At 57.8% G+C, this 15,948-nt stretch carries 8 protein-coding genes and 3 pseudogenes; 7 read left to right on the top strand and 4 right to left on the bottom strand.

Features of this window, described 5'->3' with window-relative positions:
* The first annotated feature begins 72 nt into the window (after window positions 1-72).
* From hisC to istB, 6 genes and pseudogenes are all read left to right on the top strand, one after another.
* Entirely contained in the window at window positions 73-1,179 is a 1,107-nt protein-coding gene (gene hisC / locus B2D37_RS09565; RefSeq protein ID WP_079202464.1) for a histidinol-phosphate transaminase, read from the top strand.
* A gap of 44 nt (window positions 1,180-1,223) precedes the next feature.
* A complete protein-coding gene (locus tag B2D37_RS09560) occupies window positions 1,224-3,446 on the top strand; it encodes a bifunctional prephenate dehydrogenase/3-phosphoshikimate 1-carboxyvinyltransferase (RefSeq protein ID WP_079204951.1) in 2,223 nt (740 codons plus the stop codon).
* On the top strand, window positions 3,443-4,132 hold the full coding sequence (gene cmk / locus B2D37_RS09555) for a (d)CMP kinase (protein WP_079202463.1): 690 nt from the start codon (window positions 3,443-3,445) through the stop codon (window positions 4,130-4,132). Before B2D37_RS09560 ends, cmk begins: the two co-directional genes overlap by 4 nt.
* Window positions 4,133-4,283: 151 nt before the next feature.
* On the top strand, window positions 4,284-5,969 hold the full coding sequence (rpsA, locus tag B2D37_RS09550; RefSeq protein ID WP_079202462.1) for a 30S ribosomal protein S1: 1,686 nt from the start codon (window positions 4,284-4,286) through the stop codon (window positions 5,967-5,969).
* Window positions 5,970-6,439: 470 nt separating this feature from the next.
* Window positions 6,440-7,934, top strand: a pseudogene (gene istA, locus B2D37_RS09540) (IS21 family transposase).
* Window positions 7,924-8,666 (top strand): annotated as a pseudogene (istB, locus tag B2D37_RS09535) (IS21-like element helper ATPase IstB). The pseudogenes istA and istB overlap by 11 nt, the downstream one beginning before the upstream one ends.
* 185 nt (window positions 8,667-8,851) lie before the next feature.
* On the opposite strand, the gene B2D37_RS09530 reads toward istB, so the two are convergent.
* Both B2D37_RS09530 and B2D37_RS09525 read right to left on the bottom strand, forming a co-directional pair.
* A complete protein-coding gene (locus B2D37_RS09530; RefSeq protein WP_154067071.1) occupies window positions 8,852-9,058 on the bottom strand; it encodes a hypothetical protein in 207 nt (68 codons plus the stop codon).
* A gap of 260 nt (window positions 9,059-9,318) precedes the next feature.
* Window positions 9,319-9,774: a hypothetical protein gene (locus B2D37_RS09525; RefSeq protein WP_154067070.1), complete on the bottom strand. Its 456-nt coding sequence runs from the start codon at window positions 9,772-9,774 to the stop codon at window positions 9,319-9,321.
* Window positions 9,775-10,616: 842 nt separating this feature from the next.
* On the opposite strand from B2D37_RS09525, the gene B2D37_RS09520 reads away from it, so the two are divergent.
* Entirely contained in the window at window positions 10,617-12,056 is a 1,440-nt protein-coding gene (locus B2D37_RS09520) for an ice-binding family protein (RefSeq protein WP_079202459.1), read from the top strand.
* Window positions 12,057-12,615: 559 nt separating this feature from the next.
* On the opposite strand, the pseudogene B2D37_RS09515 reads toward B2D37_RS09520, so the two are convergent.
* Together B2D37_RS09515 and B2D37_RS09510 are read right to left on the bottom strand one after the other, a co-directional pair.
* A pseudogene (locus B2D37_RS09515) lies at window positions 12,616-13,068 on the bottom strand (IS5 family transposase); the annotation flags it as partial.
* Between the two features lie 423 nt (window positions 13,069-13,491).
* Complete coding sequence (locus B2D37_RS09510; RefSeq protein WP_079202458.1) at window positions 13,492-15,057, bottom strand: PAS domain-containing methyl-accepting chemotaxis protein; 1,566 nt, start codon at window positions 15,055-15,057, stop codon at window positions 13,492-13,494.
* Between the last annotated feature and the right edge of the window lie 891 nt (window positions 15,058-15,948).

The raw sequence follows: 15,948 nt of genomic DNA, 5'->3' as shown, positions 1-15,948 counted from the left end.
CAAGCCTCAAGCCAGCAGCGGATTCGCCCGGCTTTGTCTTGCAGCTTGCCGCTTGAAGCTTGAGGCTTATGTATGACCGATTTCCTTGCCCTGGCCCAGCCAGGGGTGCAGAAGCTGTCGCCCTATGTGCCGGGCAAACCGGTAGATGAGTTGGCCCGCGAGCTGGATCTGGATCCAGCCACCATCGTCAAGCTGGCCAGCAACGAAAATCCGCTGGGTCCCAGTCCGAAAGCCTTGCAGGCGATTCGTGACGAGCTGGCCGAGTTGACCCGTTACCCCGATGGCAATGGGTTCGCCCTGAAAAGCCTGCTGGCTCAGCGCTGCGGCGTTCAGCCCAGTCAGGTCACCTTGGGTAACGGCTCCAACGATATTCTCGAGCTGGTGGCGCGTGCCTATCTGGCGCCCGGTCTGAATGCGGTGTTCAGCGAGCATGCCTTCGCCGTCTACCCGATCGCCACTCAGGCGGTTGGTGCGCAAGGCAAGGTGGTGCCCGCGAAAGACCATGGTCACGATCTGGAGGCCATGCTGGCCGCCATCGACACTAATACCCGGGTGGTGTTTATCGCCAACCCGAACAACCCGACCGGTACCTGGTTCGGTCCGCAGGCGTTGAGCGATTTCCTCGGCCGTGTGCCGGAAAATGTACTGGTGGTGCTCGACGAAGCCTACATCGAGTACGCCGAAGGCTTTGATCTGCCGGATGGCCTCGACTATCTGGCCAGGCACGAGAATCTGCTGGTCTCGCGCACCTTCTCCAAGGCCTATGGTCTGGCGGCGTTGCGCGTCGGTTACGCCATCAGTTCGGTGCAGATCGCCGATGTGCTCAATCGTGTGCGTCAGCCCTTCAACGTCAATAGTCTGGCCTTGGCCGCTGCCTGTGCGGCGTTTGATGATGCCGAGTACCTGGCGCAAAGTCGTCGGTGCAACGATGCCGGCATGGCGCAGTTGGAAGCGGGTTTCCGCGCGCTGGGGCTGGACTGGATCCCGTCCAAGGGCAATTTTATTGCCGTCGATCTCGCTCGCGAGTCCATGCCGCTTTATCAGGCGCTGTTGCGCGAAGGCGTGATCGTGCGGCCGGTGGCCAATTACGGCATGCCGACCTACCTGCGTGTCTCCATCGGTTTGCCCGAAGAGAATGGCCGTTTCCTCGAAGCGCTGGCCAAGGTGCTGGGCGCGTGAGCGAATCGAAGACCGCCGTAACCAAGGTGCAATCCAGCCAGCCTATGATCGGCCGCCTGGTGGTGGTCGGTCTCGGCCTGATCGGTGGCTCGTTCGCCAAGGGTTTGCGTGAGCGCGGCCTGTGCCGGGAAGTGGTGGGGGTCGATCTCGATCCGCAGTCGTGTCGCCTAGCCGTCGAGTTGGGGGTGGTCGACCGCTGCGAAGAGCAGTTGGCTGCCGCCTGTCAGGGCGCCGAGATGATCCAGTTAGCGGTACCGATCCTGGCTATGGAGAAACTGCTGCTGGAGCTGGCCAAACTCGATCTGGGCGATGCCGTGCTCACCGATGTCGGCAGCGCCAAAGGCAATGTGGTGCGCGCCGCGCGTCTGGCCTTCGGCGAGATGCCTGCGCGCTTCGTGCCGGGCCACCCGATTGCCGGTTCCGAGCAAAGTGGCGTGGAGGCAGCCAATGCCGAGCTGTTCCGTCGGCATAAGGTGATTTTGACGCCACTGGAGCAAACCGATCCGCAGGCGCTGCAGTTGGTCGACCGGATCTGGCGCGAGTTGGGCGCGGATGTCGAACATATGCAGGTCGAGCACCATGATCAGGTGCTCGCCGCCACCAGCCATTTGCCGCATCTGTTGGCCTTTGGCTTGGTCGATTCGCTGGCCAAGCGCAGCGAGAATCTGGAAATCTTCCGTTACGCCGCTGGCGGCTTTCGCGACTTCACGCGGATTGCCGGCAGCGACCCGGTGATGTGGCACGATATCTTTCTCGCCAATCGCGAGGCCGTGCTGCATACCCTGGATCTATTTCGCGGCGACCTCGACGCCTTGCGCGATGCGGTCGACGCTGGGGATGGGCATCAATTGCTGGGCGTGTTTACCCGCGCTCGTGTGGCCCGCGAACATTTCAGCAAAATTCTAGCCCGACGGGCCTATGTGGACGCTATGCACTCGAATGATCTGATTTTTCTGGCTAACCCCGGTGGCAAACTGTCTGGGCGAATTCGCGTTCCGGGCGACAAATCCATTTCGCACCGCTCGATCATGCTCGGTTCGCTGGCCGAGGGCACCACCGAAGTCGAAGGCTTCCTCGAGGGTGAAGATGCCCTGGCAACCCTGCAGGCCTTCCGCGATATGGGGGTGGTGATCGAAGGCCCGCACCATGGTCGGGTGACCATTCATGGCGTTGGTCTGCATGGTTTGCAGGCGCCACCCGGGCCGCTCTATCTGGGTAACTCGGGCACTTCCATGCGCCTGCTCTCCGGCTTGCTGGCCGGGCAGTCGTTCGACAGTACCCTGACTGGTGATGCCTCGTTGTCTAAGCGGCCGATGAACCGGGTGGCCCGGCCGCTGCGTGAGATGGGCGCGGTGATCGAGACCGGTCCCGAAGGGCGGCCGCCCTTGACCATTCGCGGCGGCCAGCGCCTGAGCGGCATGCACTACGAAATGCCGGTGGCCAGCGCCCAAGTCAAATCCTGCCTGTTGTTGGCTGGTTTGTATGCGGCGGGGCAGACCTCGGTCACCGAGCCGGCACCGACCCGCGACCATACTGAACGCATGTTGCGCGGCTTCGGCTATCCGGTGGCGGTCGACGGCCGTACGGCCAGCGTCGAGTCTGGCCACAAATTGACGGCGACCTATATCGAAGTGCCGGCGGATATTTCTTCGGCCGCCTTCTTCCTGGTGGCCGGTAGTATTGCCGAAGACTCCGAGCTGCTGCTCGAGCATGTCGGTATCAACCCGACCCGTACCGGAGTGATCGACATCCTCAAATTGATGGGTGGCGATATCAGCCTGGAGAATCAGCGTGAAGTCGGTGGCGAGCCGGTGGCGGACATTCGCGTGCGTAGCGCCAAGCTGCATGGCATCGATATTCCTGAGCATCTGGTGCCGCTGGCCATCGACGAATTCCCCGTGCTGTTCGTGGCGGCTGCGTGTGCCGAAGGGCGCACCGTGCTGCGCGGTGCCGAGGAGTTGCGAGTCAAGGAATCCGACCGTATCCAGGTCATGGCCGATGGCCTGCTGGCACTGGGGGTCAAGGTCGAGCCGACGCCTGACGGCATTATTATCGATGGGGTCGCCACTGGCGGCGGCAGCATGGGCGGTGGCGAGGTCTGGAGTCATGGCGATCACCGTATCGCCATGGCCTTCAGTGTGGCATCGCTGCGCGCTACTGCACCGATCCATATTCATGATTGTGCCAACGTTGCGACCTCGTTCCCGAACTTCCTGGCCCTGGCGGCGCAGGTCGGTCTCCGTGTCGTTGAGGAGGTCAGGTCATGATGGCTCTAGCGCCGATAGTCGCTATCGATGGACCAAGCGGCTCGGGCAAGGGCACGATCGCCGGCTTGTTGGCGCAGAAATTGGGCTGGAATCTGCTGGATTCCGGCGCCCTGTATCGCTTGCTGGCGTTTGCCGCGCGCAATCATGGTGTCGATCTGACCAATGAAGAGGCAATGAAGGTGTTGGCTGCGCATCTGGATGTGCAATTCATTGCCGGAGTAGAGGGGCAGGGGCAACGGATCATTCTCGAAGGCGAGGAGGTCACCGACGCCATCCGCAATGAAGGAATTGGTGCCGGGGCCTCGCAAGTGGCGGCATTGCCCGCCGTGCGCGAGGCCTTGCTGCAGCGTCAGCGGGCATTTCAAGAAATGCCCGGCTTGGTCGCTGATGGTCGCGATATGGGCACCGTGGTGTTTCCCGGCGCGCCGTTGAAGATTTTTCTGACCGCCAGTGCCGAAGAACGTGCCCGGCGACGTTACTTGCAGTTGAAGGCTAAGGGCGATGATGTTAATCTCGCGAGTCTTCTCGACGAGATACGGGCGCGTGATGAGCGCGATACCCAGCGTGCAGTGGCTCCGCTCAAAGCGGCGGACGATGCAATATTGCTGGATTCCACCGAACTCTCGATCGAGCAAGTGCTGGAACTAATTCTGCACGAGGTCGCCAACCGCGATCTTGTCGGATGACAAGAGCCTCAGCTGCTTAAGCTGATCAGCTCACTAAGAAGCGTGCGGGAGACCAGTCCTAGTCCCGTGTGCCTTCTTTTATATGAACGTACCCACATTGTCTGGAATGTGGTTTGGGCGGATCCCCTGCCCTAAATCTACAGGAATTAAAATGAGCGAAAGCTTTGCTGAACTATTTGAAGAAAGCCTAAAAACCCTGAATCTTCAGGCTGGCTCAATCATCACCGCTATCATCGTCGATATCGATTACCAAGCTGGTTGGGTAACCGTTCACGCTGGTTTGAAGTCGGAAGGCCTCATCCCGCTGGAGCAGTTCCACAACGACGCTGGCGAGCTGACCATCAAAGTCGGTGACGAAGTTCACGTTGCGCTGGACGCGGTTGAAGATGGCTTTGGTGAAACCAAGCTGTCCCGCGAAAAAGCCAAGCGTGCAGAGTGCTGGATTGTTCTGGAAGCAGCTTTCGCCGCTGAGGAAGTGGTCAAGGGCGTTATCAACGGTAAGGTTAAAGGCGGCTTCACTGTCGACGTTAACGGCATCCGTGCGTTCCTCCCAGGTTCCTTGGTCGATGTCCGTCCGGTGCGTGATACCACTCACCTGGAAGGCAAAGAGCTCGAATTCAAAGTCATCAAGCTGGACCAGAAGCGCAACAACGTTGTCGTTTCCCGCCGCAGCGTGCTGGAAGCCGAGAACAGCGCCGAGCGCGAAGCTCTGCTGGAATCCCTGCAGGAAGGTCAGCAAGTCAAGGGTATCGTTAAAAACCTCACGGATTACGGCGCATTCGTCGATCTGGGTGGTGTCGATGGCCTGTTGCACATCACTGACATGGCCTGGAAGCGTATCAAGCACCCGTCCGAGATCGTCAACGTTGGCGACGAGATCGATGTCAAGGTACTGAAGTACGATCGCGAGCGTAACCGCGTTTCCCTGGGCTTGAAGCAACTGGGCGAAGACCCATGGGTTGCTATCAAGGCTCGTTACCCGGAAGGCACCCGCGTCAATGCACGCGTAACCAACCTGACCGACTACGGCTGCTTCGCAGAGCTGGAAGAAGGCGTGGAAGGCTTGGTGCACGTATCCGAAATGGATTGGACCAACAAGAACATCCACCCGTCAAAAGTCGTACAGGTTGGCGACGAAGTGGAAGTTCAGGTTCTGGATATCGACGAAGAGCGTCGTCGTATCTCCCTGGGTATCAAGCAGTGCAAAACTAACCCGTGGGAAGATTTCTCCGGTCAGTTCAACAAGGGCGACAAGATCTCCGGCACCATCAAGTCGATCACCGATTTCGGTATCTTCATTGGTCTGGATGGCGGCATCGACGGCCTCGTTCACCTGTCCGACATCTCCTGGAACGAAGTCGGCGAAGAAGCTGTACGCCGCTTCAAGAAGGGCGACGAGCTGGAAACCGTTATCCTCTCGGTTGATCCGGAGCGTGAGCGCATTTCCCTCGGCATCAAGCAGCTGGAAGAAGATCCATTCTCCGACTACGTTGCTGTTAACGATAAAGGCACCATCGTGCGCGGTATCGTTAAAGAAGTTGACGCCAAGGGCGCCATCATCACTCTGGCCGATGGCATCGAAGCTACGCTGAAAGCCTCCGAAATCAGCCGTGACCGCGTTGAAGATGCGCGCAACGTGCTGAAAGAAGGCGAAGAAGTAGAAGCCAAGATCATCAGCGTCGACCGCAAGAGCCGTGTAATCAGCTTGTCGGTCAAGTCGAAAGACGTTGAAGACGAGAAAGAAGCCATCAAGGAAATGCGCAAGCAGGAAGTTGATGCTTCTGGTCCGACCACCATTGGTGATCTGCTCCGTGCACAAATGGAAAAGCAGAACTAAGTTCAGCTAATCCAAAAAAAGGGCGACTTCGGTCGCCCTTTTTTGTGTGCGGCCAATATGGACGCAATCTTGTGGGTGAAAGTCTCGCCGTAAGCTGGCCACAGCGAACGAAGTGAAGCGCAACTGCATGAGGGCGACCGAGTGCGTGGAGCAAGCGTGAATCGAAGCCGTGAGCTGATGAACAAGAACCGGATTCAAGGCGAGGCGGACCAGGGCGAGCTGGCAGTAACCGCGAAGCTCTTGTGGTCAAAGGGCGGCAGCGTAAATCTGGCGGTTGTGCGGTGAAGGATTGCGTTTCTTGCCTGGAGATATCTCGCATTGTGGCTGGCGGAGCGAAGGCGCAAGCCGGAGCGAGAAGTCAGCAGTGTGAAACAGCGTGGAAAACTTTCCAGATTCCCGGGGTAAACAGCGTCCAATAGTTTCCACCCCGGTGTGTGCAACCATCCGGTCTTTTGGCCGGAGAATCTGGGGTGTTATCGATGGACATCATTGCCGAAATCCGACGGCGGCATCTGGTCAGTGGCGAGAGCATTAGCGCCATTGCGCGCAGCCTTAACCTTTCCCGTCCCACCGTTCGCAAGCATCTGCACAGCACGGCTGCGCCGGTGTACGAGCGTCAGCAGCAACCCGCGCCCAAGCTGGGCGAGTTCCAATCCACACTCGCAGCCAGGCTGACCACCGAGCACCACCTGCCCAAGGCACAACGACGCACGGCCCGGCGGTTGTATGAAGGCTTGCAGGTCGAGGGTTATCGCGGTGCGTATGACAGCGTGCAGCGCTTCGTGAAGCAGTGGAAAACGTGCAAGACCCGCCCAGCAGCTACGCAGGCGTTTGTACCGCTGGTATTCGCGCCTGGCGATGCTTGCTAGTTCGACTGGAGCCATGAGTAGGTCGAGATTGCGGGCGTGGTGCAGACGGTCAAGGTCGCGCATTTTCGCCTGAGCTACAGCCGGAAGATGTTCGTTGCGGCCTATCCGCGCGAGACGCAGGAGATGGTATTTGATGCGCATAACCGCGCCTTTGCCTTCTTTGGCGGCGTGCCGCAGCGGGTGATCTACGACAACCTCAAGGCCGTGGTTGAAGCGATTCTGGTCGGCAAGGAACGCACCTTTAACCGGCACTTCATGGCCATGGCTAATCATTATCTGTTCGAGCCGGTGGCTTGCACGCCGGCATCGGGTTGGGAGAAAGGCCAGGTCGAGAATCAGGTCGGTAACGTGCGCGAGTGGCTGTTTACGCCTTTGGCACGCTTTGCCAGCTTCGCGGATTTGAACGACTGGCTGGCCACCCGCTGCCGGGAGTTAGCCCAGCGCAAGCATCCCACTGACACCGGCCAATGCATTGCCGAGTGCTTTGCCCACGAGCAGCCACACCTGCGCGCCATCAGCACCACCTTCGACGGTTATGTCGAGCAGATGCTGCGCGTTTCTAGCACCTGCCTGGTGCGCGTTGATCGCAACCGCTACAGCGTTCCCGCCGAGTGGGCAGGCAAGGCCGTTTCCGTGCGTTGTAGTGCGACAGACGTGTGCATCGTCGCGGGTGGCCAGGTGCTCGCCGAGCATCTGCAGCGCTTTGGTCGTGACCAGCTGATCTGCGACCCCTGGCATTACCTGTCGGTGCTGGAGAAGAAACCTGGTGCGCTGCGCAACGGCGCGCCCTTCGTGGCGTGGGATTTGCCGTTGCCGATCCAGCAGGTGCGTGAAAGGCTGCTCAAACAGCCACGCGGTGACCGCGCCTTCGTTGAGTTGCTGCTGATCGCCCGCGATGTGGGCCTGGAGCCGCTGCAAGTGGGCTGCGAGTTAGCGCTCGATCAGCGGCTCGCTGGTGATGAATGAACTGCGCCGATTGATCGCCCCGACACGCCCGCCACAACTGAGCTTGCCCGAACAATTACAGCTACGGGTCGAACCGCTCGCTGATTGCCAGCGCTACGAACAACTGCGGGGCACCTACTATGTCCATTGATCGCGTTGCTCATCTGAAGGCGCTGCACCTGTATGGCATGGCCAGCGCCTTGCTGGAATTACAGGCCGAAGCCTCGCGCCAACCCGCGCGCCCAGAAGTCTGGCTGGATCGACTGATTGAGGCCGAGCAAGCAGATCGCCAGGTGCGCAGCTTGCGCTATCAACTCAAGGCCCCCGCTTCCCGATTCATCGCGACCTCAGCAGTTTCGACTGGTAAGAAACCCCGCTCGATCGCGGGCAGATCCAGCAACTGGCCAGCAGCGCCTTCATGGACTGCGCGCATAACCTGATTCTGGTCGGCGGCACCGGCACCGGCAAAACCTACCTGGCCACCGCGCTGGGTGTCGCGGCCATCCATCAAGGCAAGCGAGTTCGTTTGTACAACGCGGTGGACCTGGCCAATCAACTGGAGCGAGAAAAGCAGCAAGGCAAGGCCGGCAACCTGGCCAAACAATTGCTGCACATGGACGCGGTGATCCTCGACGAACTGGGCTACTTACCCTTCCCGGACTCCGGTGGGGCGCTGCTGTTTCACCTGATCAGCCAGCTCTACGAAAAGACCTCGCTGATCATCACCACCAACTTGTCCTTCGGCGAATGGGTCAGTGTTTTTGGCGACGCCAAGATGACCACAGCACTGCTCGACCGCATCACTCACCACTGCGACATCCTTGAAACCGGCAACGATTCGTTCCGCTTCAAGCCGCGCAAAAAGGCAGTGAAAAACACCTGAGCGACTGGAAGCTTTTGGACGCTGTTACCTGGAAAGTTTTGGATGCTGATTGACAGCCTTTATCGGGCAGATATCCGTCAGCAGGCGGAAATACAGTGCATAAGCGAAAGCGGTGCAGGTGAAGTCAAGCCCGGCCAGGAGCAGCCACTCCGGAAGGCCGGCCCAGCACGTTGGTGGTTGTACAATCAGGCGCCAACGAGCAGTGGCAGGAGGAACAGTGGGACCGCAGAGCCTGCTGAACGCGGTGAGGCATTGTCCTGGCCGCTCTGTTGGCCGATCCAACAGCGGGTGAGAAAGCCGCTAAAGCCGTAACCAGTAGTGGCGATCAGGCAGGCCGCGGCGCCGAGCAGCAGTTGCGGATCAACTTCGACTGGACCGGTACGGGTCAACACGGCGACGCCAAACAACTCCGGTGCACAGGGGCTGCTTGACCCGGCGGTCGTCCGTTTCGATGCTCCAGCGGCGGGGTAGGGTTAATTCCCTGCATTACGGGAAGCCCGTGGCCCGGCAGTTCGACCTGAGGGGGTGGCCCACCGTGCAAATTTTGTGGCGAGGGTGGCGCCAACCGCAATGACCGGTGATAAAAAATAGCGCGAAAAAATGACCAGGTTCGGCTTTTCCACAGTAGTCCAGCGTTAAGTCTGACCGGCCACTAGGTGTCTTCAGCCGGAGCTCGGCGAATGCAATCGCCCTTAAAGCGACTCATATCCCGGGATAGGTTGATGAAGAAGATCTCGAACTGTTGACTATCCAGTTCCTGAGGTCTGGCTAGAGCCTGGCAGGAAATCGTCAGCGCGAGGCATTCTCCGGTCGTAGCGCCACTGAACAACCGGGGCCACATCGCCAGCATCGCGGCAAAACCGACGCTTTCCCCCTCGCTGGTGGTGCGGATGACCTTGCGGCCGGCCGCGGTGTCCTGATAAATCGTCAAGTGCCCCTTGAGAGCGACAGAGAAGCATCCGCGCGTTCTCCTTGGTGATACAAGTAGCTCACCCCCCGCCAGTACCTGCTCGACGAAATTGTCCGAGAGGGCGCCGAATGCGGACATTTGCCGGAACGCCTTGGCAGGAAGCATATCGCTGAGCTGAGCCAGGTCGAGAGTTTGCATGGCATTGCACTTGCTGTTCCTGCCGACTGGAATAGCACTCAGGTCATCAATTGGTGACGTTGTCGCCGTCATGCACATATGGTCCATAACCGGGCTCAGACCCTGTGTTGTGCCCGCATGCATGCTGGCAGTGTAGGCCTCGGGGGCGACAAGCCGCCCTGAATTCAGGCGGTCTGGTCATTGCTGACGAGATGGCTCGGGGCGCTCCTTGTCGGCGCGCAGCACGGCTGTTCAATCAAAAATCATGAATGAGGTAGTATTGATCGGTGAGTAGCGCATATGTATTGTTAATGGTATCGATAAACTTTTCGTGCGCATGGTTTGAAAGAATGAGCGTAAATAAGAGATAGGCGCAGAGGTGCAGGTTGGCAGAGTCGAACTATCTCCTTAAAAATTTAACCCTGCCTTTCAATACATATATTCGATAGTTCTCTGGATTTGGTGCGGACCTGCTGCGGTACATGGCCTTGTGCAATCACCGATTTCCCTTAGTTCTGTACTGCAGGGTAAATCCCTGTGCAGGTCATGCAAGATGAGTATTCAACCCATTCGTATTTACACCATAAATTACCATGCCAGCGCTGGAGATGAGGTAGGTGGTAAATAGGTTGCGTGGGTCACACCTATTCATAATGTTTGAGCGCATAATCGCACCCGATTGAAGCTAGGCCTGGGCGAGTAACACTCGCCACATACACCTGATTTATCCTGTGTTGTTATTTTGGGTGTATTGGCGCGCAGTTTGTACAAAAGAAATATCCATTGGCCAGCATACATCGCTGGTCAGCTAATGATTGCACATTGTATTTATCTGCAATCAAAACATTTAATGGACCATACCAATGAATGCAAGTAACAAAACCTCCGGTCGACCGTTATGGGTTGCCATGTTACTGCTGAGTGCATATGCGGCAGGATGTCATGCCGATGAAACTGGCGCGGCGCCCACTGCACGTTCAACGTACCCTGACGGCACTGTCACCGCGCTGCCAATTAACCACAAGATCACCGCTACTTTCAGCGAGGCGATGGACGCTTCAACAATCAACGGGTTCAGCTTCACGGTGACAGCCCCAGGAGAGGCTGCGGTAATAGGTACTGTGAATCTTGATAACGCAAGCAACACTGCGGTTTTCAAGCCAAGTAGTAATTTTGGGTCCAGCACCCTGTACACCGCCACGCTGACCACTGATGCGAAAAACACATCAGGTATGCCACTGGAAAATGCGCACGCCTGGACCTTTACCAGCGCCGCGGCCATAGACACGCACGCGCCCACTGTAAGTTCCACAAACCCGGCCAGCACTATCAAAGACTTTGCGCTCAACGCAAGCATCAGCGCTGAGTTTAGTGAGGCGCTGGATCCCGTCACCGTCAACAACACCAGCTTTACGCTGACCGATGGCACAACGCCGGTTGCAGGCGCGGTGATTTATGGCGGTTCAACAGTAACCTTCAAGCCGACAAGCAATCTTGCAGCCAACACCGTCTATACGGCCACGCTGAAAACCGCTGTTACCGACCTCGCGGTTCCTGCAAATGCACTGGCCAACGACTATGTCTGGACCTTTACCACAGGCACAGCCGTTGCCGCTGGCCCCGCCGCAGTGGACCTGAGAACCGCTGGGGATTTTGTCATTCTGTCAAAGACAGGCATTACCAATGTCCCTGCCTCTAACATCACCGGCAACATAGGCGCTAGCCCAATTACGGCTGCAGCGATGGGGAATGTTACCTGTGCAGAAATAACCGGCACGATCTACGGCGCTGATGCGGCCTATACAGGCAGCGGTGATGTCACCTGTTTTGTCGGCGGAGCATCTGACAATGCACGAGTAGCCAACGCGGTACTTGACCTGGGAACCGCCTACGCAGATGCCGCTGGCAGAACAGTGCCTGATCATACGGAACTGCACGCCGGCGATATTAGTGGCAAGACACTCTATCCTGGCCTTTACAAGTGGAGTTCGGATGTTTTGATCTCCACTGATGTCACCCTCTCGGGTGGCCCGAATGATGTGTGGATTTTCCAGATAGCGGGTGATCTTACCCAGGCTAACAGCAGCAGTATCGTCTTGGCGGGTGGTGCACAGGCCAAGAACATCTACTGGCAGGTCGGTGGCGGTACCAGCGTAGCCCTCGGAACGAATGCGCACTTCGAAGGCGTCATACTCGCTGCAAAAGGTATTACCATAAAAACTGGTACAACGGTTAACGGTCGGCTGTTAGCGCATACTGCGGTTACCTTGCAGCAGAATGTGGTTGCAGAGCCTGCTCCGTAAGATGCGCAATATATAGTGTGAAAGCACCGTTACAAGCAAGGACCCGATCGGGTCCTTGCTTGCGGTTGTAGAAGTTGAATGCAACACAATGTCATCAGCTTAAAGATGATCTTAAGTAAATGCTGTTTTTCAGTTGCATGTTCGAATGCTCAAGAAGGCAGGTCAGGTTGCAGGGCCTGATTCGTAATGGGCGCACTATATATGGCGTATAGGCACAATTCAGAAAATAAAACCAGTCTTGTTAGTCCAAAGAAAAGCGATGATTTTCCTAGGGCTTTAAGGAAGGCCTGAAGTAGCCTCGATTTCCGAGTTGGTTTACTCAACGACTCGAAATAATATCGCCTCAATCGAATTCAGGGCCATTAGCCACCTTCAAATGCATAGTTTTGCCCTTGAGGGGCGCTTCGCAGGGTTCATTCTCCGCCTTACGCGCGCACCTCTCCTGCAATCATTAACTGTTTGCGCGCTATCCACAGGTTCGATAGCGCAAACAGCGTGCCCTGCTGAGCGGTGTTTTTCACCAAGCCGCGAAAGCGCCGCTTGGTGTAAGCGAACTGGCGGTCGAACTGGGCGCATGGATGATCGTGGCGTCGACGATGGTGCCGTGGCGCAGCAGTAAGCCGCGGTCGCCGAGGTAATCATTGATGACACCCAGAATCCCGGCGGCCAAGTCGTGCTTCTCCAGCAACCGGCGAAAGTTGAGGATGGTGGTTTCATCCGGGATGCGCGCCAGGCCCAGCCCGGCAAACTGGCGCAAAATCGTGGTCTGGTAGAGCGACTCTTCCATCGCCGGATCGCTGTAGCCGAACCAGTTCTGCAGCAGGTGCACACGCACGATCGCCATCAGCGGGTAGGACGGCCGTCCACCTTCACCTTTGGGGTAATGTGGTTCGATCAAAGCGATCAAGCCTTTCCACGGCACCACCTGATCCATCTCGATCAGATAGCGTTCACGACGGCTTTGCTTACGCTTGCCAGCGTACTCAGCATCGGCGAAGGAGATCTGCTTCAGTGGTTTACGCGAAAACACGGGTGGCCGTAGTCCACCAGATTCGGGAAGTCTTTTTTCAGCGTTTCCCTAACTTCTTGGGCTGAGTCATCGCCGCAAGTTCGACGTGCCAAGTAGATTGCAAATAAGGCGAGGGTAAGTCTGTTCGCTAGCACACATAGACTTGAGACTGCCCGCAACTTGGGGCTGGGCGATGGTAGCGGTCGGCTTGCTGCGATGCGGCGTCCTTGCGAGCAGTGGGGAGCAGGATCGCTAGGCACAAGCCGTTCTCGACAATCTCCCCGACATTTTCCCAAACGTCCCCCCGTTCATGGCGGGTCGCTTATTGCTTACTGCATGACCCACATCCATGTGGGTCACAAGCAGGCTGCTACGGGAGGCGCTGGAGAGGGGGCGCGCCGAGTCTGCTCGGCGCCCTGTTTGCGTTTAGCGGTTGAAGCGTTCGACCAGCGAGTACTGCCCTTGCGCGGTGGCGGTGAGTGCCTGGCTGAGCACGGCGGAGCTTTGCGCTTCGCTGGCGGTCTGGTCGGACAGTTGGGCGATGTTGGTGATGTTGCGGTTGATTTCGTCGGCGACCGAGCTTTGTTCTTCGGCTGCGGCGGCGATCTGGTTGGCCATGTCGGCGATATTGGCGACCGCGTCGCTGATCCCGGCCAGGGCCTGATCGGCCTGTTGCACGCGTTCGACGCCGTCGTCGGCTTGCTTGCGGCCGATTTCCATGGTCATCACCGCTTCTTCGGCGGTGCGCTGCAGCTTGGCGATTAGTTGGTGAATTTGCCCGGTGGACTCGGTGGTGCGTTGTGCCAGCGAACGGACTTCGTCGGCCACCACGGCAAAGCCGCGACCCATTTCACCGGCGCGGGCGGCTTCGATGGCGGCGTTGAGGGCGAGCAGGTTGGTCTGGTCGGCGATGCCTTTGATCACATCGACCACGCCGCCGATTTCGTTGCTGTCCTTGGCCAGGCGGGTGACGGTTTCGCCGGTATCACCGACCGACTGCGAGAGGCGCTGAATGGCCGCGCGGGTTTCTGCGGTAATGGCGCGGCCTTCGCTGGTCAGGCGATTGGCTTCCTGGGTGGCGATGGCAGTGCGGGCGACGTTACTGGCGACTTCCAGGGTGGTGGCGGCCATTTGGTTGACCGCAGTGGCGACCTGTTCGGTTTCCTGACGTTGGCGATCCAGCCCGGCGGAGCTGCTGTGGGCCAGGGTATTGGCCTGTTTGGCCTGTTTGGCCAGGTTTTCGGCGCTGTCCTGCAGGCGCGTCAGGCAGGTTTTCAGGCGTGCTTCCTGACCGAGCAGGGACATTTCCAGGCGGCCTTGAACGCCGCGGCTGTCGGTGTACATCTGGGCGATCAGCGGGTCGGAAGTGGTTTGATCGGCCAGTTGTAGCAGGCGCTTCAGCCCGCGTTGTTGCCAGTTGAGGCCGATCAGCCCGAGCGGTACCGAGAGCAGGGCGGCGATGGCAAAGCCCCAGCTGGAGTCGAGCCAGGTACCGATCAGAAAGCCGATCTGGCTGATCAGGATAAAGGGCAGCCAGTTTTGCAGGGTCGGTAACCATTGGTCACGGCTGGGCACGGCGGACTTGCCGCTGTTGATGCGTTTGTACAGGGCTTCGGCGCGGCGCACTTGTTCGGCGGTCGGTTTGATCCGCACCGATTCGTAGCCTACTACCTGGTTTTTTTCCAGTACCGGCGTGACGTAGGCATTGACCCAGTAGTGATCGCCATTCTTGCTGCGGTTCTTGACGATGCCCATCCAGGGGCGACCCTGCTTCAGGGTGTTCCACATGTGGGCGAACACGGCTGACGGCACATCCGGGTGACGCACAAGGTTGTGTGCTGCTCCCATCAACTCGCCGTGGCTGAAGCCACTGATTTCGACGAACGCTTCGTTGCAATAGGTGATCTGGCCTTTGGCATCGGTGGTGGAGATCAAGCGTTGCTGGGCCGCAAAGGTGCGTTCGCGTTGAGTGATGGGCTGATTATTTTTCATGGTGTTCTTCCATAAGGCGTACGACGGCTATCGGCGTCTATCCGGCAAAGTTGAGCCGTTTGTTTGCGGCGCAGTGTAACCAGTTTCAATACGTTGGCGAACACTCAGCTAACCCTTGCTGCTGCCCTGGCTGGGCACCCTGGGAAGGGTTGAATTGCCGTTGCTAAACCGTGCAAACCACGCGGCTAATCGCGCCCTCGCTGCAGGGTCGATACCCCGAGGGATTTTCGGTTCGTAGGGGAGTGCAGCGCTTATGAGCAGAGCAAAGTCGCCCCGGCTTGAGCCGGAGCGATGCCCTGGTCAGGCCATTGAGTGCAGATCAATTGAGCGCACCCTACGCGGAGAGTTACACGTCAATTGGGCGGCGCTATCAAATCGCTTCGATTCGGCTAAACAGCAAACAGGGGTGTATTTACCGTTGGGTGCCTGAAGATTGCTTAACGCCTGGGTAAATACCCCAGGTTGAACGTTGCGCTATTGCATGGCCTTCGTGGTGGAAATTCCACCGATACATGGACCTCAAGGCTGGCGAAGCACTTCTGGTATTTGTGGAAATCTTTGCGTTAGTTATTTGTCGCCTTATCTTTGGCACTATAAGTATTTGCGCAGATTAAAATCATGGTCCAGAATTTAAAAGTGCTAGCAGGGCCGAGGCGCGGGGGTGTTCCCCTGTTGTCCGCTTTGGATTTTGGTGCATCTTCTTGCTGCATTGAAGTCGCTGCTAAGGCCATGTGTATTGGTTTTTTCGGCAAGTTCTTTATTTGACGCCAATTGTTTTGTCTTTACGGGTGCTTGTCTTATTAATAGGTGTCTGTTGAGTATGGCGGTGGGTGCGAAGTTTGCCTTTTGTTTAACCATGTTGGAGGTGTTGTGTGTTCAGGAAGTAATAAG

Origin of the sequence: Pseudomonas sp. CC6-YY-74, assembly GCF_002025205.1 — a bacterium.
GTDB classification, from domain to species: Bacteria; Pseudomonadota; Gammaproteobacteria; order Pseudomonadales; family Pseudomonadaceae; genus Aquipseudomonas; species Aquipseudomonas paeninsulae.
Note: the sequence above shows the minus strand (reverse complement) of the source record. Positions and strands in the feature narration are given on the sequence as shown.

Coding starts and splice junctions, on each gene's coding strand:
- rpsA (WP_079202462.1), top strand. CDS start 4,284: ATGAGCGAAAGCTTTGCTGAACTATTTGAAGAAAGCCTAAAAACCCTG.
- hisC (WP_079202464.1), top strand. CDS start 73: ATGACCGATTTCCTTGCCCTGGCCCAGCCAGGGGTGCAGAAGCTGTCG.
- B2D37_RS09510 (WP_079202458.1), bottom strand. CDS start 15,057: ATGAAAAATAATCAGCCCATCACTCAACGCGAACGCACCTTTGCGGCC.
- B2D37_RS09520 (WP_079202459.1), top strand. CDS start 10,617: ATGAATGCAAGTAACAAAACCTCCGGTCGACCGTTATGGGTTGCCATG.
- B2D37_RS09525 (WP_154067070.1), bottom strand. CDS start 9,774: ATGCAAACTCTCGACCTGGCTCAGCTCAGCGATATGCTTCCTGCCAAG.
- cmk (WP_079202463.1), top strand. CDS start 3,443: ATGATGGCTCTAGCGCCGATAGTCGCTATCGATGGACCAAGCGGCTCG.
- B2D37_RS09560 (WP_079204951.1), top strand. CDS start 1,224: ATGATCGGCCGCCTGGTGGTGGTCGGTCTCGGCCTGATCGGTGGCTCG.